The sequence below is a fragment of the Cellulosimicrobium sp. KWT-B genome, assembly GCF_002127155.1.
GTDB lineage: Bacteria > Actinomycetota > Actinomycetes > Actinomycetales > Cellulomonadaceae > Cellulosimicrobium > Cellulosimicrobium funkei.
Window position 1 is genome coordinate 982,501 of record NZ_NEDO01000001.1, and the last position, 19,383, is coordinate 1,001,883.

The 19,383-nt window shown below is 73.8% G+C and carries 16 protein-coding genes and 2 tRNA genes; 4 read left to right on the top strand and 14 right to left on the bottom strand.

The window, feature by feature from the left end:
- Window positions 1-170 precede the first annotated feature (170 nt).
- Both B9L22_RS04265 and B9L22_RS04270 read right to left on the bottom strand, forming a co-directional pair.
- Window positions 171-259, bottom strand: a tRNA-Ser gene (locus B9L22_RS04265).
- 86 nt (window positions 260-345) lie between these two features.
- Complete coding sequence (locus B9L22_RS04270) at window positions 346-1,623, bottom strand: threonine/serine exporter ThrE family protein (protein ID WP_144681633.1); 1,278 nt, start codon at window positions 1,621-1,623, stop codon at window positions 346-348.
- A gap of 99 nt (window positions 1,624-1,722) precedes the next feature.
- Between B9L22_RS04270 and B9L22_RS20405 the strand changes: the two genes are divergently transcribed.
- Window positions 1,723-2,280 carry a hypothetical protein gene (locus B9L22_RS20405; RefSeq protein ID WP_233139721.1) on the top strand — a complete coding sequence of 186 codons (558 nt, stop codon included), beginning with the start codon at window positions 1,723-1,725 and terminating at the stop codon, window positions 2,278-2,280.
- 45 nt (window positions 2,281-2,325) lie between these two features.
- On the opposite strand, the gene B9L22_RS04280 is transcribed toward B9L22_RS20405, so the two are convergent.
- The 5 genes from B9L22_RS04280 to B9L22_RS04300 all read right to left on the bottom strand — a co-directional run bounded on the left by B9L22_RS04280 (window position 2,326) and on the right by B9L22_RS04300 (window position 8,422).
- A tRNA-Ser gene (locus B9L22_RS04280) sits at window positions 2,326-2,410 on the bottom strand.
- Window positions 2,411-2,510: 100 nt separating this feature from the next.
- Window positions 2,511-3,119 carry an ATP/GTP-binding protein gene (locus tag B9L22_RS04285; protein WP_086149669.1) on the bottom strand — a complete coding sequence of 203 codons (609 nt, stop codon included), beginning with the start codon at window positions 3,117-3,119 and terminating at the stop codon, window positions 2,511-2,513.
- Window positions 3,120-3,588: 469 nt separating this feature from the next.
- The gene (locus tag B9L22_RS04290) at window positions 3,589-3,975 is read right to left on the bottom strand and encodes a DUF742 domain-containing protein (protein WP_031317001.1); all 387 of its coding nucleotides are present in this window, start codon (window positions 3,973-3,975) and stop codon (window positions 3,589-3,591) included.
- A gap of 34 nt (window positions 3,976-4,009) precedes the next feature.
- Window positions 4,010-4,459, bottom strand: coding sequence for a roadblock/LC7 domain-containing protein (locus B9L22_RS04295; RefSeq protein ID WP_021483502.1), 450 nt, complete (start codon window positions 4,457-4,459; stop codon window positions 4,010-4,012).
- Between the two features lie 36 nt (window positions 4,460-4,495).
- Window positions 4,496-8,422, bottom strand: coding sequence for a sensor histidine kinase (locus tag B9L22_RS04300; RefSeq protein WP_158097144.1), 3,927 nt, complete (start codon window positions 8,420-8,422; stop codon window positions 4,496-4,498).
- Window positions 8,423-8,652: 230 nt separating this feature from the next.
- On the opposite strand from B9L22_RS04300, the gene B9L22_RS04305 reads away from it, so the two are divergent.
- Both B9L22_RS04305 and B9L22_RS04310 read left to right on the top strand, forming a co-directional pair.
- Complete coding sequence (locus B9L22_RS04305) at window positions 8,653-9,630, top strand: NAD(P)H-quinone oxidoreductase (RefSeq protein ID WP_086149321.1); 978 nt, start codon at window positions 8,653-8,655, stop codon at window positions 9,628-9,630.
- A gap of 54 nt (window positions 9,631-9,684) precedes the next feature.
- Window positions 9,685-10,317, top strand: coding sequence for a bacterial proteasome activator family protein (locus B9L22_RS04310; protein WP_086149322.1), 633 nt, complete (start codon window positions 9,685-9,687; stop codon window positions 10,315-10,317).
- 13 nt (window positions 10,318-10,330) lie between these two features.
- Here the strand turns inward: B9L22_RS04310 and B9L22_RS04315 are convergent, their stop codons facing one another.
- The 5 genes from B9L22_RS04315 to B9L22_RS04335 form a co-directional block, all read right to left on the bottom strand.
- The gene (locus B9L22_RS04315; RefSeq protein WP_086149323.1) at window positions 10,331-11,251 is read right to left on the bottom strand and encodes a DMT family transporter; all 921 of its coding nucleotides are present in this window, start codon (window positions 11,249-11,251) and stop codon (window positions 10,331-10,333) included.
- Window positions 11,252-11,361: 110 nt separating this feature from the next.
- The gene (locus B9L22_RS04320) at window positions 11,362-12,312 is read right to left on the bottom strand and encodes a carbohydrate ABC transporter permease (protein ID WP_021483010.1); all 951 of its coding nucleotides are present in this window, start codon (window positions 12,310-12,312) and stop codon (window positions 11,362-11,364) included.
- Window positions 12,309-13,292, bottom strand: a complete 984-nt coding sequence (locus tag B9L22_RS04325) for a carbohydrate ABC transporter permease (RefSeq protein ID WP_034652574.1) — start codon at window positions 13,290-13,292, stop codon at window positions 12,309-12,311. Before B9L22_RS04325 ends, B9L22_RS04320 begins: the two co-directional genes overlap by 4 nt.
- A gap of 177 nt (window positions 13,293-13,469) precedes the next feature.
- Complete coding sequence (locus B9L22_RS04330; protein WP_086149324.1) at window positions 13,470-14,876, bottom strand: ABC transporter substrate-binding protein; 1,407 nt, start codon at window positions 14,874-14,876, stop codon at window positions 13,470-13,472.
- A 270-nt stretch (window positions 14,877-15,146) separates the two neighbouring features.
- Complete coding sequence (locus tag B9L22_RS04335) at window positions 15,147-16,157, bottom strand: LacI family DNA-binding transcriptional regulator (protein WP_031316536.1); 1,011 nt, start codon at window positions 16,155-16,157, stop codon at window positions 15,147-15,149.
- Between the two features lie 189 nt (window positions 16,158-16,346).
- On the opposite strand from B9L22_RS04335, the gene map reads away from it, so the two are divergent.
- Window positions 16,347-17,138, top strand: coding sequence for a type I methionyl aminopeptidase (gene map, locus B9L22_RS04340; RefSeq protein WP_021482979.1), 792 nt, complete (start codon window positions 16,347-16,349; stop codon window positions 17,136-17,138).
- A 126-nt stretch (window positions 17,139-17,264) separates the two neighbouring features.
- Here the strand turns inward: map and B9L22_RS04345 are convergent, their stop codons facing one another.
- Together B9L22_RS04345 and serS are read right to left on the bottom strand one after the other, a co-directional pair.
- Entirely contained in the window at window positions 17,265-18,095 is an 831-nt protein-coding gene (locus B9L22_RS04345; protein ID WP_255376871.1) for an HAD family hydrolase, read from the bottom strand.
- Entirely contained in the window at window positions 18,092-19,375 is a 1,284-nt protein-coding gene (serS, locus tag B9L22_RS04350) for a serine--tRNA ligase (RefSeq protein WP_086149325.1), read from the bottom strand. Before serS ends, B9L22_RS04345 begins: the two co-directional genes overlap by 4 nt.
- Between the last annotated feature and the right edge of the window lie 8 nt (window positions 19,376-19,383).

Consider the following 19,383-nt stretch of genomic DNA (forward strand, 5'->3'; position numbering starts at 1 on the left):
CCACGGAGCAGGGCCGACGTCGGGGCGTCACGCAGGGCCGGTGACGGCTCCGGGGCGGCTGGGGCTCGCCACGAGCCCGGCCGCCCCGCCCGCGCGTCGGGCGGTGCGGGCCACACGATCCCGGGCAACAGAAAAGGCCCCGGGTGCGTGCACACCGAGACCTTCCTGAGCGGAGACGGAGGGATTTGAACCCTCGAACGGGTTGCCCCGTTACCACCTTAGCAGGGTGGCGCACTAGACCTGACTATGCGACGTCTCCTCGCAGGACTCTGCGGAGAGCCTGCGTCGCCCAGGGTACAAGGGCGTCGCCACCAGACCAAACCGCCGGCCCGACGGCGTCCCCTCCTACCGCTCGAACGTCCACTCCCGGTCGGTGAGCATCCGCGCGACGGCGAGCCCGATCGCGAGCGCGACGATCACCAGGCCCGCCTCGACGGCATAGGCGAGGGCCTGCGCCGTCGCGCCGGTGTTGAACTCGTACACCGCCCGGTACGCCGTGACGCCCGGGACCATGATGACCACGGCCGGGACGGACACCGTGATGCGCGGGACGCGCAGCGCGGGCGCCACCGTCGCCGCGAGCAGCCCCACGAGCAGCGCCGCCGCCGCGGCGGCCGCCTGGGGGACGACGTCGGCGTCGACGAGGAGCAGGCGCCCCACGTTCGCCACCATGCCGATCGAGGCCGCCCCGAGCGCCATCGCCCAAGGGCTGTTGAACATCAGCGCGAACCCGAGCACCCCGAGGAAGCTCGCGACCGCGCGCAGGCCGAACAGCAGCGGCTCCGCGAGGACCGGTGCGGGCACCGGGTCCGGGGCGAGGCCCGCGGCGGCGGAGACGCCCCACACCGCCAGAGCCGCCGACGCGAGGATCATCAGCGCGTACGTCACGCGCGCGACGCCCGCCGAGAAGTCGAGCTTCGCGAGGTCGAGCGCTCCCGTCACGAGCGCGAACCCGGGCACGAGGAACAGCACCGCCGAGACGTACCCCGCCTCGTGGCCGCCCTCGACCCCCGCCAGCGCCGAGAGCCCCAGCACGAGCCCCAGGTACGCGACGCTCGCGACCGCGGCCGCGAGCATCGTCACGCCGAACTGGTTGATCCCGCGGTGCAGCATCGCGCGCCGGACCCCCTGCCCCAGCGCCGCCGCGACGAGCACCGCGCCGCACTCGACGAGGCCGCCGTGGTTGAGGAACGCGAACGCGGCGCACGCGATCCCCGCCCACAGGGCGTTGAGGAGCGCCCCGTAGAGCGGCGGTCGGCGCGCGATCCGGTCGAGCTCCGCGTCGACCTCGTCGAGGTCGGCCCCCGCCGGCAGCGTGGCCGAGAAGCGCTCGAGCTGCGCGAGCCGGTCCGCGTTGATCCCGATGGAGCGCACCTCGGTGAGCTCCGTGCGGAAGATCGGCCCGCGGTACGACGTCGCGGTGATCTCCGTCAGCGTCACGTGCGCCGCGATGCGGTCCAGGCCCAGCGCCCGGGCCGCGCGCGTCATGTGCGACTTCACGCGGTAGCTGCCGGTGCCCGCGGACAGCGCGAGCCGACCGATCCGCAGCACGGTGCCCGACCGGCGGATGAGGTCGACGGGCTCGAGACCGGCTTCGTCGGCCGGGGAGGGCTCAGGCGTCACGACGCCATGATCCCGTACCGCCCCGCGCCCGGCACTCGCCGAAGGTCCCGGACCTCCCGGCCAGAGCCCCGGAGCGGCCCGACGGGGTACCGTCCCCCCATGGACGACGGAGCAGGTTCGGCGAGCGCGGCAGAGCCGACCTCCGCTCCCGAACGGGCACGCTGGCAGGTCGAGCCGCCGGAGCTGCGTCGGGCGCTCGCACCGTACGTCGCAGGCAAGGAGCACGACCTGCCCTACCTGGTGGTGGGACGCACGCGCGCTCCCTGGCGCCCGCTCGACGACCTGCTGCGCGCGGCCGCCCTCGACGAGGGGCCTCCCGAGCATCCCCCGGACCCTGGCGAGAACCCCGGCCCGTGGGCCCTGGAACCGTGCAGCCGCTCCCACGCGGAACGCGTCCTCGTGCGGGCGCTCCGATGGCACATCGCGTACCACGACGCGCGGCTGTCTGCCGAGGAGGCAGCGGCGGTCGCCGCCCTCCTCGTCGGGCACATGCCGCCGGACACGCGGTGGTCCACCAACACGGTCCTCGAGCCGGGCGACGGGCCGGTCGACGAGATCCACGGATGGGCTTCGGTCAGTCCCTACACCTTCGACCTCGCGGTCGTCGGGACGTCGGCCGACCTCACGCTCGCCGCGCTGGACGTGGACGAGGACTGACGACGCGACGCGGGGCACCGGTCACCCGGTGCCCCGCGTCGTCTGCGGAGGGCGAGGGATTCGAACCCCCGGTGCGTCGCCGCACAACGGTTTTCAAGACCGTCACATTAGGCCGCTCTGTCAGCCCTCCCGGCGAGCCATTGTGGCACGCCCCGCCCGTGCACGACGACGGCGGGCCGTCCCGTGGAGGGCGGCCCGCCGTCGTGCGGTGGCGCGGGGTGTGGGAGCGGTCAGGCCGCGCCGCGGAGCTGGCGCATCGCGAGCTGGACGAGCGCGATGAGCGTCTGCTTCGTCGCCGCGCGCGAGCGCGCGTCCGTGTAGAGCATCGGCACGTGCGGCGGGATCTGCAGCGCCTCGCGGACGTCCTCCAGCTTGTGCTTGGCCACGCCGTCGAAGCAGTTGACGCCCACGACGAACGGGATGTTGCGCGACTCGAAGTAGTCGATCGCCGGGAAGCACTGCTCCAGGCGGTCGGTGTCGACGAGCACGACGGCGCCGATCGCGCCGCGGACCAGGTCGTCCCACATGAAGAGGAAGCGGTCCTGGCCCGGCGTGCCGAACAGGTAGAGCCACAGGTTGCCCGGCAGCGAGACGCGGCCGAAGTCCATCGCGACGGTCGTCGTCGTCTTGCGGTCGGACACGCCGCCCGCGTCGTCGACGCCCACCGAGTGCTCCGTCATCGCGGCCTCGGTGTTGAGCGGCTCCACGTCCGAGATCGAGCCGATGAACGTCGTCTTGCCGACGGCGAAGCCGCCCGCGACGACGATCTTCACGACCGTCGGCGCCGTCCGGGACGCCGGCGCACCCCCGGCCTGCGCCGCCGCGGCGGGCGGGGCCACGGGCGCTGCCGCGACCGGACGCGCGGCCGCCGCCTGCTGCTCCGGGGCGACCGGCTGAGCGGGCGCCTGCTGGGCGGGAGCCACGGGCTGCGCGGCGGCCAGGGGCTGCGGCGCGGTGCGCGGCTGGGCCGCGGCCTGCGCGACGGGAGCCGACGCAGGCTGCGCGGCGGCCGGGGACGGCTGCGCGGCGGCCGGAGCAGGAGCGACCGGCTGCGGTGCGGCCGGAGCCGCCGCGGGCTGCGTCGCCACCGGCGCGGCCGGCTGCGGTGCCGCCGGAGCGACGGGCTGGGCCGCGGCCGGCTGCTGCGGCGCTGCGGGCTGGCCGGGCGTCGCCGGAGCCGCCTGGGTCGGCACGCCGACGGGTGCGCTCACCGGAGCCCACGCCGTCTGGCGCAGCGCCGGCTGACCGCCGGGCGCACCCCCGCTCGCCCCGGACGGCTGCCCTGCCTGCGGCCCGCTCCCCGAGCCGTCAGAGGGTGGAAATGCCATTGAGAACACTCTCCAAGACGCTCAGGGACAGACCCGAGTGGTTGCTGCCGTGACCCGTGTGGACGTTGAGCGGGGTCGACGTGTGGACGGTGATGTAGTTGTCCTCCTGCAGGTCCGCGACGAGCACCTTCGTCACGCCGAGCGGCAGGCGCAGGAGCGCGGAGAGCTCGGCGATCGAGACGTACGTGTGCGCGGCGTGCTGGAGGATCGAGCGCTTCTCGGGCGGCAGCCCGAAGCTGTTCACGGCACCCGGCATGACCTCGACGAGCGCCTCGAGCGGCAGGTCGGACGTGGCGGACCGCACGCGACCACCGGTCACCGCGTACGGGCGGACGGTCGCCGCCTCGTACCCGTCGTGGGCTCCCATGCTGCCGAAAGGTACGTTCGTCATCGATCAGTCCTCATCCCACCGGGGTTCGGGTCGCACCGTCGACCGGAAGGCTACCCCGCATCTCCGAGATGAGCTGCGGCGTCAGGGTCGCCTCCGTGCGCGAGACGAGGAGCGCCATCTCGTAGCCGATGAGGCCGATGTCGCAGTTCGCCTCGGCCACCACGCCCAGGACGGAGCCGTTCGACACGTTCATGAGGAACAGGAACCCGTTGTCCATCTCGATGATGGCCTGCCGGACGTTCCCGCCGTTGAGCTGGCGGGCCGCACCGCGGGTCAGGCTCGACATGCCCGAGACGATGGCGGCGAGCTGGTCACCGCTCGTCCGGTCGAGCTGGTCGGACATCGCCATGAGCAGGCCGTCCGCCGACACCACGAGCGTGTGCCGGCTGCCCGGTACGGTCCGCACGAAGTTGTCGAGCAGCCACCCGAAGTTCGTGGCCTCGGTGCTGAGCGCGTTCACTGTTCCTCCTCGTCAGTTGCCGCAGACGGCATGTCGTCACCGCGCCTGCGGCGCTGAATCAGGGACATAATCCATGGCCTCGGGGTTCCACGTCGAACTCGTCTCGTCCTGCCCCTCGACGCGCCCGCGGGCGGTCGCCGACTGGAACGCCGACAGGCGCGCCCGCAGCTGCTCCGGGTCGCGGTCGATCCGCGCCGTGAAGCGGTCGACGTACCCGTCGCGCTCCTCGCCGCGCGAGCGTCGCGCGAGGCCCGACGCCGCGGCGTCGACCTTGAGCGGCTGGTAGATGCCGTCGTTCGGGTCCGCCAAGGTCGCTTCCTGGAAATCGGTGCTGCCCTGCAGCAGGGTGGACATCTCCTCGTACAGCACCGCCGACGCCATCCAGTCCGACCGCGCCTCGACCGAGTCGGACACGTAGCCCGCGTCCAGCGGCTCGAGGGACTCCGCGACCGGGCGCCGGGCGAGCGGGCTCGGCGGACCGTAGCCCGTCGCCGCGTCCCCGGCAGGAGCGGCGTCCCACGCGGCGGCGGGAGCCGGCTCGGGGCGCGGCTCTGCCGGTGCCCACGCCGACGCGGCAGCCGCCGCAGGCTCCGGCGCCGACGGCCGGTCGACGGCGCGGTACGGGGCGTCCTGGACCGGCGGAAGGCTGCGCGTCTCCTGCACCGGAGCAGCCGGCGCCTCGGGGGCGAAGGACGGCGTGGGCGCAGCAGGGAGGTCGGCGCGCGGCGCGAACGCGGACGTGCGTGCCGGCGCGCCCGGCTCCTGCCGCGCGGCCGGGGCCGCCTGGAACGGGGCGGGCGCAGGTGCCACCGGGTTCGACGCCGCGGGCGAGGCCGCCGCCGGTGCCGGCGTCGACCCGGCCGGGCGCGAGGCGAGCGCCTCGGCCGAGGGGCCGGCGGGTCGCGTCGCCTGCGGCGTGGCCGTCGTCCGCGGACGACGCCCGAAGAGACCGCGCTTGCGCGCCTGGCTCTCGCGCAGCGATCGGCGCGTCGGGAGGTCGGCCATGAGCTCCTCGAAGCGCGGCAGCGCCTCGAACGAGAGTTCGGCGGGGATCTCCTCGGCGCCGTCCCCGGCACGACCCTCGGCCACGACCGGGACGTCCGTCTGCTCCGGGGCGGAGGGCGCCACGGGCCGGACCTCGGTCGCGGCCTGGCTCCGGTCGGCGAGCGGTGCGCGCTCGGCCGCGGGCTGCTCGGGCTGCGCCGCCACGGGCGGGACGACGCGGGTCGCGTCGAGCGGCGCGTCGGCGAACGACGACGGCGCCCAGCTCGCGGACGCGGTCTCCTGCACGGGCTCGGGCTCCCACGCCTGCTCGGCGGGCTGCTGCGGCGTCCACGCCTGCTCGGCGGGCTGCTCCGGGGCCCAGGGCTGCTCGGGCGCCCAGGCCTGCTCCGTGCCCGTGGCCGCGCTCGGGGCGGCCGGCTGGTCCGCGACCTCCGGCGGGGTCCAGACGACCTCGTGGTGGACGGCGGCCTCGGCCGTCGGCACGTCGCTCACCAGCGGGATGTCGGTCGCCGTGACGTCCGGCGCGACCGGCAGCTCGACCGGGTTCTCGGTGACCGGCCGCTCGCCCACGGGGCGGAAGCTCGAGAAGAGCGCGCTGCGGGTGCTGACGTCGAGCACCGGGATCTCGGCCGAGACGGGCTCGACCGGGGTCGCGGCGGCGCGGGACCGGCTCGGGAGCACCGACGCGGTGGGAGCCACCTCCGCGGGCGGGGTCCAGGCCTCGTCCGCGGCGGGCAGCTCGTCCGGGAGCGCCGGGGTCGCGAGCGGTGGGAGCACGATCGCGCCCGTCTGCGGGCCCGACGCGAACGACGCGCTGGGCGCGGCCGCCGCCGGGTCGACCGTGCGGGAGCGGCGACGCGGCATGCCGGTCTGCGTGGTGCCGTCGGTGAGCGCGTCGAGGTCGACGGGCACACCGGCGGGCGCCTCGGGCTCCACGGCCGCGACGGACGCCGTCGGGACGGGCGCGGGAGCGGCGGGCTCGGCGGGGAGCGCCGGCATCACGCCCGTGCTCGTCAGCTGCTGCGCCGCGGCCTGGGTGCGCGTCTCCAGCGGGTCCGTCGGCTGCGGGAGCGGGACGTTCGAGTCCGGGACGAAGAGGACCGCCGGGAAGGACACGACGACCTCGGTGCCCTGCTCGTCGCCCCCCGCGCTGAAGCGGACCTTGGCGCCGAGGCGCTCCGAGAGGCGACCGACGACGAACAGGCCCAGGCGCTGGGCGCCGACGACGTCCGAGGCCGCGTGCGTCGCGACCTTCCGGTTCGCCTCGGCGATCTCCTCGGCCGTCATGCCCAGACCGTGGTCGCGGACGGTGATGTGCACGAAGTCCGCGTCGCGGCCCGTGGTGACCTCGACGGGCGTGTGCGGCTCCGAGAACATCGTCGCGTTCTCGAGGAGCTCGGCGAGCAGGTGCGCGGCGTTGAGCGCGTTGTGCCCCAGCATGAGCGGGTCGACGACGAGGTTGAGGCGCACGCGGTCGTACAGCTCGATCTCGGAGGACGCGGTGCGGATGACGTCGGAGGCCGGCATGGGCTGGCGCACGCGGCGGCCCGAGTCGATGCCGGCGAGCACGAGCAGCGACTCGGCGTTGCGGCGCATCCGGGTCGCGAGGTGGTCGAGGCGGAAGAGGTTGGACAGCGTGCCCGCGTCCTCCTCGGAGCGTTCGAGGTCGTCGAGGAACGCGAGCTGGCGGTTGAGGAGCACCTGGTCGCGGCGGGCCACGTTGACGAACATCTCGGCGATCGAGCCACGGAGCGCGGCCTGCTCGCGGGCGACCTTGATCGTCGTCTGGTTCACGTCGTTGAACGCGGTCGCGAGCTGGCCGACCTCGTCGCTGGACTCGACGGTGATCGGCGCGAGGTCGATGCCCGGGCCCTGGCCGGGGACGGCGACCTGCTCGACGAGCTTGGGCAGCTGGTCACGGACGTCCTCGGCGGCGTCGGTGAGACGCCGCAGCGGGTTGACGATCGCGCGGGCGATGAAGCCCGCCACGAGGATCGAGGCGACGACCGCGGCGAGCGTCACGAGGATGGTGATCACGGCGCGGGTCGTGGCGGCTCCGGCGAGGTCCGAGGCCTTCTCCGCGGTCTCGGTGCGCACGGCGTCGCGCACGGGGGCGGTCTGGTCGCGATCCTCCTGCGAGAGGTTTGGCCACTGCTCCGCCTGGCTGGGCGGCGTGGCGGCCGGGCGGGACCCGATGAGGTTCTGCCGGATCTGGTTGTAGGTCGCCGTCGGCGTCTCGAGGCGGGCCTCTCCCGGCAGCTGGCGGACCGCGGCCCGCGCCCGGGCGGCGAGCGCGTCTCCGGTGGTGACGAGGACAGCGGCCTGCTGGTTGGTGACGGTGTTCTGCTGGCCCGCCTGCGCGGCCTGGAGCACCGCCCCGGCGAGCGGCTGCTCGAGCGCCTGCTGCGCGAGCAGCTCGTCGAGCAGCACGTAGGTGTCGAGGTACTGCGCGAGGCTGCGGTCGGGCGTCGTGTCCGCGAGGGCTCGCGGCACGTCCAGCGCCGCGTCGATGAGGTCGCCGTACATCGAGTTGCGCTGCAGCTGGCCGAGGCCGGACCGGTCGATCGCCTGGCGGACACCTGTGAGCTCGGACCGGTCACCGATCGTGTCGGCCACCGCCTTGCGCACGCGGGGGTCGAGCGCCGACGTGTTGAGCCGCTCGTACGCGCGGTCGCGGGCGTCGAGCGCGCGGTCCGTCTTCTCGCGCTGCGCCATCATCTGCGCCCGGGCCTCTTCGGCGTTGTCGCGCGTGCTGTTCGCGTCGAGGAACGAGTACGTGCGCTCGGCCGCGATCTCCGTCCCGGCCGCGTCCTGCGCCGCGAGCGCCGCGACGAGCGCGCTCGTCTGGCTCGCGTCGCGCGCGGACCCGATGGCCTGCGCCGAGATGATCGCCGCGGCGGCGAAGAGGACGAGGACGGGCACCGCGAGTGCCGCAAGGATCTTCCCGCGGACGCTCAACCTGCGGAGCATACGAACCTGCCTCCATCACCTGGTCCACCCGTTCGGCGGCATGGTCGACGCGCGTGGCAGCGGCGCCTCCCGGGCTCGCTCCCCGGTCGTGCGTACTAACTATCGGTGCACAACTCCCGGACACCTAATCCGCGAGGAACGCGAACAATCGCCCTCGCCCCGCGGTGCCCCCGTCGGTGATCCGGCGCCTCCCGGGCCCTCCGCGTAGTCTCGGCGAGATGCGAGGCGTCACGATATCGGGCCCCGGTGGCCCTGAGAAACTAACGGTTTCCACGCTCCCTGACCAGACCCCTGGGCCGGACGAGCTCGTGGTCGACGTCGCTTCCGCTGGCGTGAACCGTGCTGACCTGCTACAACGCGCTGGATCCTACCCTCCCCCGCCCGGCGCACCCGACTGGCCGGGACTGGAGGTCTCGGGCACGGTGGCCCGCGTCGGGGAGGCGGTGTCGGGCTGGTCGGTCGGCGACCGGGTGGTCGCGCTGCTCGACGGCGGCGGGTACGCGGAGCAGGTGCGGGTGCGCGCGTCGCAGGTGCTCCCCGTCCCCGACGGCGTCGACCTCGTGGACGCGGCCGCCCTCCCCGAGGCGGTGTGCACCGTCTGGAGCAACGTGGTCGACGTGGGCCGCCTGGCGCCCGGCGAGTGGCTGCTCGTGCACGGCGGCTCGGGCGGCGTCGGGACGGTCGGCGTCCAGCTCGGTGCGGCGCTGGGGGCGCACGTCGCGGTGACCGCGGGCGGTCGTGACCGCGCCGACCGGTGCCTGGCGCTCGGGGCGAGCCTCGCCGTCGACCACCGCGAGGAGGACTTCGTCGCCGCGGTGCGGGACGCGTCGGGCGGCCACGGCGCGGACGTGGTGCTGGACGTCGTCGGGGCCGCCTACCTGCCGCGCAACCTCGAGGTCCTCGCCACGGGCGGGCGCCTCGTCGTCATCGGCATGCAGAAGGGACGACGCGCGGAGCTCGACCTCGGCCTCCTCCTCGCCCGCCGCGCCACGGTGGCCGGCACGACGCTGCGGGCCCGCCCGCCGCAGGAGAAGGCGCGCATCGTGCACGAGGTGCTGACGCACGTCTGGCCGCTGGTGGAGGACGGCCGGGTGCGGCCGGTCGTGCACGCGCGCCTGCCGCTCGACGAGGCGGCGCGCGCGCACGAGCTGCTCGACTCGGGCGAGGTGTTCGGCAAGGTGCTGCTCGTCCCGTGACGGCGGGTCGCGTCCGTCGGTGCGCGCGGGGGTGGCACGCGCAAGACTGGACCCATGGCTGACGAACCGCGCGACCCCCGTCCCGACGAGCCCACCGCTCCCGACCCCGCGGCGACCGCGCAGGGCGACGACGAGCCCGGCCGTTCCACCGTGGTCATGCCCGACGGCACGGGGGTGAGCGTCGTCGAGAGCGACGACTCGACCGACCCCGACCGCAACCCGGCGACCGTCATCGAAGAGCCGGCCAAGGTCATGCGCATCGGCGGCATGATCAAGAAGCTCCTCGATGAGGTGCGCGACGCCCCGCTCGACGAGGCGGCGCGCTCGCGGCTCGCGGAGATCCACGAGCGGTCCCTCACGGAGCTCGAGGAGGGCCTCTCGCCGGACCTCGTCGACGAGCTGCACCGCATCACGCTGCCGTTCTCGGACGACAGCGTCCCGACGGACGCGGAGCTCCGGGTCGCGCAGGCGCAGCTCGTGGGGTGGCTCGAAGGGCTTTTCCACGGCATCCAGACGGCGCTCGTCGCGCAGCAGATGGCCGCGCAGGCGCAGCTCTCGCAGATGCGCCGGGCCCTGCCGCCCGGCTCGCTGCCGCCCATGGGCCCCGGCGCGCCCGGCGGGATGCCGGGGCAGCAGCCGCGCCCGGACGAGCACGACGGACGCCCCTCGCCCGGCCAGTACCTCTGAGGTCCCGGTCCGCTCAGGCGGGCGGGGGGTCGGTCGGCAGCACGTCGTCCGGCTCCCCGCGCCCGCCCGCGCCCGGGCGCGCGGCGGTCATGGCGATCGCCCCGGAGACGAGCACGAGACCGACCAGCTCCAGGGGGCTCGGGACCTGCCGGAGCACGACGGCGCCCACGACGGCCGCCGTCGCCGGGAGCAGCGCGAGGAGCACCGAGAACGTCGCCGCGCTGACGCGGCGCAGGATCACCTGCTCGAGCGCGTAGGGCACGACGGACGAGAACAGCGCGATCCCCGCGACGGCCAGGGCGTGCCGCCAGTCGCCGAGCACCGGGACGGCGTCCGGCGCGAGGAACGGCGCGAACGCGAGCGCGCCCACGGTCATCCCGACCGCGAGCGACGTGACGCCCGAGCCCCCGACGGCGACCCGGCGGCCGAGCACGATGTACGCGGCCCAGCACGCGGCGGCGACGGCGATCGCCGCGAGGCCGAGCACGGCGTCGTCGTGCGGGAGGTCGGACCCGACCGTCACGCCGGCGAGCAGCACGACCCCGGCCGCCGCGACCGCGATGGCGCCGCGCTCGCGCCAGCCGCTGCCCGTGACCGCCGCGACCGCGACCGGGCCGAGGAACTCGATCGCGACGGCGGTGCCGAGCGGGAGGTGGTCGATCGCGACGTAGAACGCGAGGTTCATCGCCGCGAGCGCGACCCCGAAGACCGCGGCCCACGTGAGGTCGTGCCGCGTCCAGCGGCGCCGCCACGGCCGGCGCCAGGCCAGCAGGAGCAGCGCGGAGGCCGCGATGCGCAGCCACCCCACCTCGACCGCCCCGGCGACGGCGAACAGCCCGACGGCGATCGCCGCGCCGAGGTACTGCGTGAGGCCCGAGACGACGAACAGCGCCGGTGCCGGGACGCGGTAGAGGGCGGCGGTTCGGGTGGGCACCGACCGACTCTACGACCGCTCCCGCGCGGGGACGTCGCACGCCGGTCGTGCGACGGCGGCCCGTCCGCCGTGCGGGACGGGCCGCCGTCACCGGCTCGCTGCGGCCGGCGTCAGCCCTTGACCGAGCCGGCGAGCAGGCCGCGCACGAAGTACCGCTGGAGCGCGAGGAACACGACCACGGGCACGACCATGGAGATGAACGCGCCCGCCGGGAGCAGGTGCCAGCTGGCCCCGCGCGAGCCGGACAGCTCGGCGAGCCGCACCGTGATCGGTGCGGTGTCCTGGCCGGACGCGAACGTCAGCGCGACGAGCAGGTCGTTCCACACCCAGAGGAACTGGAAGATGCCGAACGCCGCGATGGCGGGGACGAGGAGCGGCATGAGGACCTGGAAGAAGATCTTCACGTGCCCCGCGCCGTCGACCCGGGCGGCCTCGACGAGCTCGCGCGGGATGTCCTTCATGAAGTTGTGCAGCAGGAAGATCGCGAGCGGCAGCGCGAAGATCGAGTGCGACAGCCACACGGGCCAGAACGAGCCGTCGATCCCCCAGTCCACGTACTGGGTGAGCAGCGGGACGAGCGTGACCTGGATGGGCACGATCTGGAGCGCGAAGACCGCGACGAACAGCAGGTTGCGGCCCTTGAAGTTCACCCACGCGAACGCGTACGCGGCGAGCGACGCGAGCGTGATCGGGATGATCACCGCGGGCAGCGTGATGACGAGGGAGTTGACGAAGTAGGTCGCGAAGCTCGTCGAGCCGCCGAACAGCGCGTCCGTGTAGTTGTCGACCGTGAACTCGGGGTTCGCGAACGCCTCCCACCACCCCGACCGGCGGATCTCGCGCGGCGGCCGGAACGACGTGACGAGGAGCCCGAACGTCGGGATCGTCCACAGGACGGCGAGCACGATCGCGATGATCGACGCCGGCCGCGAGGAGACCTTGCGGCGCACCTTGTCGGCACGCGCGTCGAGGCCGGCGACGACGCCCTTGCCGCTGCCCTCCTCGACCGTCTCGTCGACGAGCGGGGCGTCGGGCACGGAGGCGGACAGTGGGGTGCTCATCGGATCTCCTCCGCCTGCTTCAGCTGCCGCACGTTGTACACGATGATCGGGATGACGAGCACGAAGAGGATGACGGCGAGCGCGGCGCCCAGGCCCTGCTCGCCCTGGCGCAGCGCCTGCGTGTAGAACTCGTTCGCCACGACCGACGTCTCGAACCGGCCGCCCGTCATCGTGCGGACGATGTCGAAGACCTTGAGCGTGCCGATGGCGATCGTCGTGAGGACGACGACGAGGGCCGGGCGGATGCTCGGCACCGTGATGTAGCGGAACATCCGCATGCCGCCGACGCCGTCGAGCCGGGCCGCCTCGACGATGTCGTCCGGGATGGCGCGGATCGCGGCGGCGAGGATCGTCATGGCGAACCCGGCCTGGATCCAGATCATCACGAGGATGAGGAAGAACGTGTTCGCCGGCGCGCTGAGCAGGAACTGCTGCGGCTCCAGCCCGAGCCACACGAGGACCTGGTTGAACAGGCCGATCTGCGGCTGGCTGGCCGGCTTGTACTCGTACATGAACTTCCAGATGATGCCCGCGCCGACCATGGAGATCGCCATGGGCAGGAAGATCAGGGTCTTCGCGAGCTTCTCGAAGCGGGACCGGTCGACGACGACCGCGTACACCAGCCCGAGGAACGTCGAGACGAGCGGGACGACGATGACCCAGATCGCGGTGTTGCGCAGGACGATCTGGAACTCGTCCCGCGTGAACGCGGTGACGTAGTTGTCGAGCCCCACGAACGCGGAGCCCGTGCGGTTGTAGAACGAGTCGCGGATCGTGCGCAGCCCCGGGTACAGCAGGCCGAACGCGAGCATGACGACCGCGGGCCCGGCGAACGCGATCGCGACGACCCAGCCGGGCACGCGCTTCGGCCGGTCGACGAGGAAGAGGATCAGACCCATGACGACGACGAAGAGCAGGATCGCGACGACCATCACCGCGAGCTTGCCCCCCGTCCCGGAGGGTTCGAGCAACCAGTCCATGTGAGGCTCCTGAGGTGGCCGGCGGCGGCCGGGAGGACGAGGTGGACGACGAGGGACGGTCGGCGAGGGCGGGCCGCCCGGGTCCTGCCCGGGCGACCCGCCCCCGGGTCGACGCGCGGGCCCGGGGCCCGACGACGTGGCTCGCGCCGCGCCGTCAGCCCCCGGGCCGCTCGCGGGTCAGGACGTCGGCCAGGACGCCTCGATGGCGTCGAGCACGGCCTGGTCGGACTTGTCGCTCGCGATCCACTCGGTCATCTCGGACCAGAACGAGCCGGCGCCGACGGCGGCGGGCATCATGTCCGAGCCGTCGAAGCGGAACGTGTAGCTCTCGTCCGTGAGCAGCTCGTACGCCTGCTGGTCCATAGGCGACTGCAGCAGCTCGGGGTCGAGGCCGTTGTTGGCGCTGATCCAGCCCTGCGGGGTCACGCTCGCCTTGGCGTTGGACCACTCGGGGCTCGACAGGTACGCGTGGAAGGCCTGGACCTCGGGACGGTCGTTGAACGCCGCGACGAACTCGCCGCCACCGAGCAGCGGCTTGTCGTCGGCCGACTCGCCCGGCAGGTAGAACGCCCACACGTCGCCGTCCTCGGCCACCTCGAGGTCGGGGTCGAGGGTCGTCCAGTTCGCCTGGTAGAACGTGGCCTGGCGGTGCATGTAGCACAGGCCGTCGATGATCGGGTACCCGCCCTCGGTGAACTCGGTCGTCGCGATGCTGCTCACGTCGCCCAGGCCGCCGTTGACGTAGTCCTCGTTCTTCAGCACGTCGCCGACCGTGGCGAGTGCCGTGGCGATCTGCGGGTCGTTGAACGGGATCTCGTGGTTGACCCACTGGTCGTAGACCTCGGGGCCCGCCGTGCGCAGGACGACGTCCTCCATCCAGTCGGTGGCCGGCCAGCCGGTCGCCTCGCCGGACGCGATGCCGGCGCACCAGGGCTTGACGTCGCCCTCCGGGTTGTCGGCGACGATCTGGTCGGAGAGCTCCATGAGCTCGTCCCACGTCGTCGGGACCTCGTAGCCCGCCTCCTCGAACATGGACGGCGAGTACCAGACGAACGACTTCACGTTCGCGCCGAGCGGCGTCGCGTACAGCGTGCCGTCGACGGTGCCGTAGTCCTTCCAGGACTCGGTGTAGTACTGGTCGACGTTGGCCGCGGCCTGCTCGCCGACCGGCTGGATCGCGTCGGGGAAGTCCGCGACGATGCGGCGAAGGAGGCCGGGCTGCGGCAGGTACGCGATGTCGGGCGCGCTGCCGGACTGGATGCGGACGGGGAGCTGGGCCTCGAACTCCTTGGAGCCCTCGTACTCGATCGTCGCGCCCGTGCACTCCTCGAACGGCTCGTACGACGCCTGCTGCTGCTCGGCCTCGGTGTCGACGATCGTCGAGTAGACCGAGACGGTCTTGCCGGACAGGTCGCCGTACTGCTCGAAGTCGGCGCAGTCCACCTCGGCGCTGGGCGACTCGTCGTCGCCCCCGCCGCCGCCCCCGCTGCTGCACGCCCCGAGCACGAGCGCGAGGCTCGCGCCGCCGGCGGCGACCGCCAGCGTGCGGCGACGCGCCGCGCTGGTCCTCGTGGTCCTGGTCATCTCAGCCTCCACCTCGTCGTGGGTCCGGACGCCGTCACCCCGGTCCGGTGAGGACCGGGCGCATCGCGACGTCGCGAGCGCGGGTGCGCTCTCGCCCTCCCCCCATGCAAGCGGTTGCATCCTCGGGGTGCAAGCACAGCGGAGGTGAGTTTGCGTAACGATTCCGTCACGCGCGGCGGGTGCGCGCTCTCTCGGGGCCCGCAAGGCTGGCCGCGCTCCCACACCGTGTGCGCACGGGCGTCCCGGCGTGGGCGGGGGACGCGACCGGGCCTACGCGCCCGGGGCGAGCGGCGCCGTCGACCCGCGCCGGACGAGTTCCGTCGGGTACGTCAGGCTCTCGGGCACCGGGGCACCGTTGATCATGTCGAGCAGCAGGAGCGCGGCGTCGAAGCCCTGCTGGTAGGCGTCCTGCGCGATCGTGGTCAGGCCGACCAGCTCGCCGAGGTCGTGGCCGTCCACGCCCACGACCGACAGGTCCTCCGGCACCCGCCGCCCCAGGTCGCGCGCCGCGAGGATCGCGCCCATCGCCATCTCGTCCGACGCCGCGAACACCGCGGTCACGTCCGGGCGACGGCGCAGCAGCTCCGCGGTCGACTCGCGGCCGCCCGCGACGTCGAAGTCGCCGTTCACCTCGAGGTCCGGCTGCACGACGACGCCCGCCTCCTCGAGCGCGCGCACGTACCCCCGCGCGCGCTCCACGGGCGGGGACCACGAGGACACCAGGTCCGGCACCCCGGTCACGTGCCCGATCACCCGGTGCCCGAGGTCGAGCAGGTGGCGCGTCGCCGCGCGCCCGGTCGCGACGTCGTCGAGCCGGACAGTCACCTGCTCCGCCGGCCCGGACCCCACGAACGCCAGCGGGCGCGCCAGCCCGACGAGCGAGCGCACCTCGTCGTCGTCCAGCGGCAGCCCGACGACGAGCGTCCCGTCCACGCGGTGGCGCAGCACGCTCGGGTCGACCCGCCGGCGCGACGACGTGCGACGGACGTCGAACGTGTAGAGCAGCACGTCGTAGCCGAGGTCGCGCAGGGCGCGCTCGGCGCCCTCGATGACGTTGGCGAAGAACCACCGGTTCACCCACGGGGTCAGCACGCCGATCGTCCGGGTCCGCCCCGTCGCCAGGGACGACGCCGACGGCGTGGGCACGTACCCGAGCCGCGCCGCCTCCGCGAGCACCCGCAGGCGCGTCGCCTCGGAGACGTTCGGCAGGCCGCGCAGGGCGCGCGAGACGGTCGCCGTGGACACCCCGGCGGCCTGGGCGACGTCGTCGATACCTGCCACGACGGGTGATGCTGCCACGCCGGGACGGACCCTGGCGAGGCGCCGTGCCGCATCGTGAGCAGATCGATGCAAGCGCTTGCTCCCGCCGGGACCGATATCGTGGTCGGGCCCGCCCCCGGCACCGCTCGGCACGCCCGAGCCCGCCGCGCCGTCGTCGGGCACCACCACCTGCGAACCGGAAGGACCACGATGATCGAGCTGAGGACCCCGCGGGAGATCGAGCAGATGCGGCCCGCCGGACGGTTCGTCGCCGACGTCCTCACCACGGTGCGCGCCGCCACGAAGGTCGGGACGAACCTGCTCGAGCTCGACGAGGTCGCGCACCGGATGATCCGCGACCGCGGGGCCGAGTCCTGCTACATCGACTACCACCCGTCGTTCGGTGCGAGCCCCTTCGGCAAGGTGATCTGCACGTCCGTGAACGACGCCGTGCTGCACGGCCTGCCCCACGACTACGCGCTGCGCGACGGCGACCTGCTGAGCATCGACTTCGCCGCCTCCGTCGACGGGTGGGTCGCGGACTCGGCGCTGTCGTTCGTCGTCGGCACGCCGCGCGCGGGCGCGCTGGGCGAGGCGGACGCCCGGCTCATCCAGACGACCGAGCGCGCGCTCGAGGCGGGCATCGCCGCCGCGCAGCCGGGCAAGAAGGTCGGCGACATCTCCGCCGCCATCGCCGACGTCGCGCACGCCGCGGGCTACTCGGTGAACACCGACTTCGGTGGGCACGGCGTCGGCCGCACCATGCACGGCGAGCCCCACATCCCCAACGACGGCCGCCGCAAGCGCGGGTTCCCGCTCAAGCCGGGCCTCGTCATCGCGATCGAGCCCTGGTTCCTCGAGACCACCGACGAGATCTACACCGACCCCGACGGCTGGACCCTCCGCTCCGCCGACGGGTCGCGCGGCGCGCACAGCGAGCACACCGTCGCGATCACCGAGGACGGCCCCGTCGTGCTCACCGCGCGCGAGCCCCGCGACTGACCGTCCCCACGAGGTAGACCCCGGTCCGCCGAGGCGAAGGCGTGGTACCCGAGGAACCCGGGCTCTACCTCGCGGGACCGCGCCTCTACCTCGGCGTGACCGGGTGCTGCCTCGACCGCCAGGGCTCTACCTCGCGGGGAGGAGGCTCTGGAGGACGCTCGCCGCGCCGTCGTCGTCGATGGGGCCGGTCACCTCGTCGGCTGCCGCCTGCACGACGTCGTCCGCGTGGCCCATCGCGACGCCGCGGGCCGCCCAGCGGAGCATCTCGACGTCGTTGCGGCCGTCGCCGACCGCGACGGTCCGGTGCGGCTGGACGTGCAGGGCGCGGCGCACGAGCTCCAGGCCGGTCGCCTTCGTGACGCCGAGGGGCGCGATGTCCATCCACGCCGTCCAGCCGACGGCGTACGTGACGTCGTCGAGGCCGAGCCGCTCGACGAGCTCGTGGAACTGCTCGCTCGTCGACCCCGGCGACCGCACGACGACGCGCGTCACCTCGCCCGACCACAGCTCGTCGAACTCGACGACGCGGTGCACGCCGTCGAGCTCGCCGTCGGGGAAGAGCTCGTTCATGCGGAACCCGACGCCGACGTCCTCGACGGCGTACCGCGCGTCGGGCAGGTGCTCGCGCAGGAGCCGCAGGGCCGGGCCCGGGTCGAACGTCACGACGTCCTCGAGGACGTACCCGTCGGGCTCGTCGGGGTCCAGCCGCGCGGTCACGGCGCCGTTGGACGCGACGACCCAGCCGCGGTCGATCCCGAGGATCTCCGCGACGGGCGTCATCGCGATGAGCGACCGGCCCGACGCGAGCACCACGTGGTGCCCCGCGGCGCGCAGGTCCGCGACGGCGTCGCGCACGTCCTCCGACAGCTCCTGGTCGTAGGACATGAGCGTGCCGTCGATGTCGAGCGCGACGAGCAGCGGCTCGGCCGCATCGGTGGTCTCCCGGGGTTCCGTCACGCCACCACCGGCTCGAGGACCTCGAGGCCGCCGAGGTACGGGCGCAGCCCCTCGGGCACGCGGACCGACCCGTCGGGCTGCTGGTGGTTCTCGAGGATCGCGACGATCCAGCGCGTCGTGCCGAGGGTGCCGTTCAGCGTGGCGACGGTGCGCGTCTCCGTCTTGCCGTCCGTCTCGACCCGCTCGCGGACGTTGAGGCGGCGCGCCTGGAACGTCGTGCAGTTCGACGTCGACGTGAGCTCCAGGTAGCGCTGCTGGGTGGGCAGCCACGCCTCGCAGTCGAACTTGCGCGCGGCGCTCGACCCGAGGTCGCCCGCCGCGGTGTCGATGACGCGGTACGGCAGGTCGACGAGGCGCAGCATCTGCTCCTCCCAGCCGAGCAGGCGCTGGTGCTCCGCGGCGGCGTCGGCCGGGTCGCAGTAGGAGAACATCTCGACCTTGTGGAACTGGTGCACGCGGATGATGCCGCGCACGTCCTTGCCGTGCGAGCCGGCCTCGCGGCGGTAGCACGCGCTCCACCCGGCGTACCGGAGCGGGCCGCCCGACAGGTCGACGATCTCGTTCGCGTGGTAGCCCGCGAGCGCGACCTCGCTCGTGCCGACGAGGTAGAGGTCGTCCTTCTCCAGGCGGTAGATCTCGTCCGCGTGCGCGCCGAGGAACCCGGTGCCCTGCATGACCTCGGGCCGCACGAGGGTCGGCGTGATGACGGGCGTGAAGCCCGCCGCGACCGCCGTGTCCATCGCCGCGTTGAGCAGCGCGAGCTCGAGGCGCGCGCCCACGCCCGTGAGGTAGTAGAACCGGGCGCCCGAGACCTTCGCGCCGCGCTCGGTGTCGATCGCGCGCAGGCCCTCGCCCAGCTCCAGGTGGTCGCGCGGCGTGAACCCCTCGGCCGCGAAGTCGCGGATCGTGCCCTCCTCGCGCAGCACGACGTAGTCGTCCTCGCCGCCGGGAGGCGCCCCCTCGACGACGTTCGAGATACGGAACAGCAGCCCGCGCAGCTCCTCCGAGGCGGCGTCCGCGTCGGCCTGGCGCGCCTTGACGTCGGCGGCGAGCTGCTTGGTGCGCGCGAGCAGCTCCTGCTTCTCCTCCCCCTGCGCCTGCGCGACCTGCTTGCCGAGGGACTTCTGCTCGGCGCGCAGGCTCTCGAACTCGCTCAGCGCGGCGCGGTGGCGCGCGTCGGCGTCGAGGGCGGCGTCCACCAGCGCGGGGTCGTCACCACGGGTGACCTGGCTGGCACGGACGATGTCGGGGTTGTCGCGCAGGAGGCGGAGGTCGATCACGCCAGCAG

Bases quoted from the DNA above. Each gene is read 5' to 3' on its own strand.
- B9L22_RS20405 (WP_233139721.1), top strand. From the start codon at position 1,723: ATGGACGACGGAGCAGGTTCGGCGAGCGCGGCAGAGCCGACCTCCGCT.
- B9L22_RS04290 (WP_031317001.1), bottom strand. From the start codon at position 3,975: ATGGGAGCCCACGACGGGTACGAGGCGGCGACCGTCCGCCCGTACGCG.
- B9L22_RS04305 (WP_086149321.1), top strand. From the start codon at position 8,653: ATGCGAGGCGTCACGATATCGGGCCCCGGTGGCCCTGAGAAACTAACG.
- B9L22_RS04310 (WP_086149322.1), top strand. From the start codon at position 9,685: ATGGCTGACGAACCGCGCGACCCCCGTCCCGACGAGCCCACCGCTCCC.
- B9L22_RS04320 (WP_021483010.1), bottom strand. From the start codon at position 12,312: ATGAGCACCCCACTGTCCGCCTCCGTGCCCGACGCCCCGCTCGTCGAC.
- B9L22_RS04325 (WP_034652574.1), bottom strand. From the start codon at position 13,292: ATGGACTGGTTGCTCGAACCCTCCGGGACGGGGGGCAAGCTCGCGGTG.
- B9L22_RS04330 (WP_086149324.1), bottom strand. From the start codon at position 14,876: ATGACCAGGACCACGAGGACCAGCGCGGCGCGTCGCCGCACGCTGGCG.
- map (WP_021482979.1), top strand. From the start codon at position 16,347: ATGATCGAGCTGAGGACCCCGCGGGAGATCGAGCAGATGCGGCCCGCC.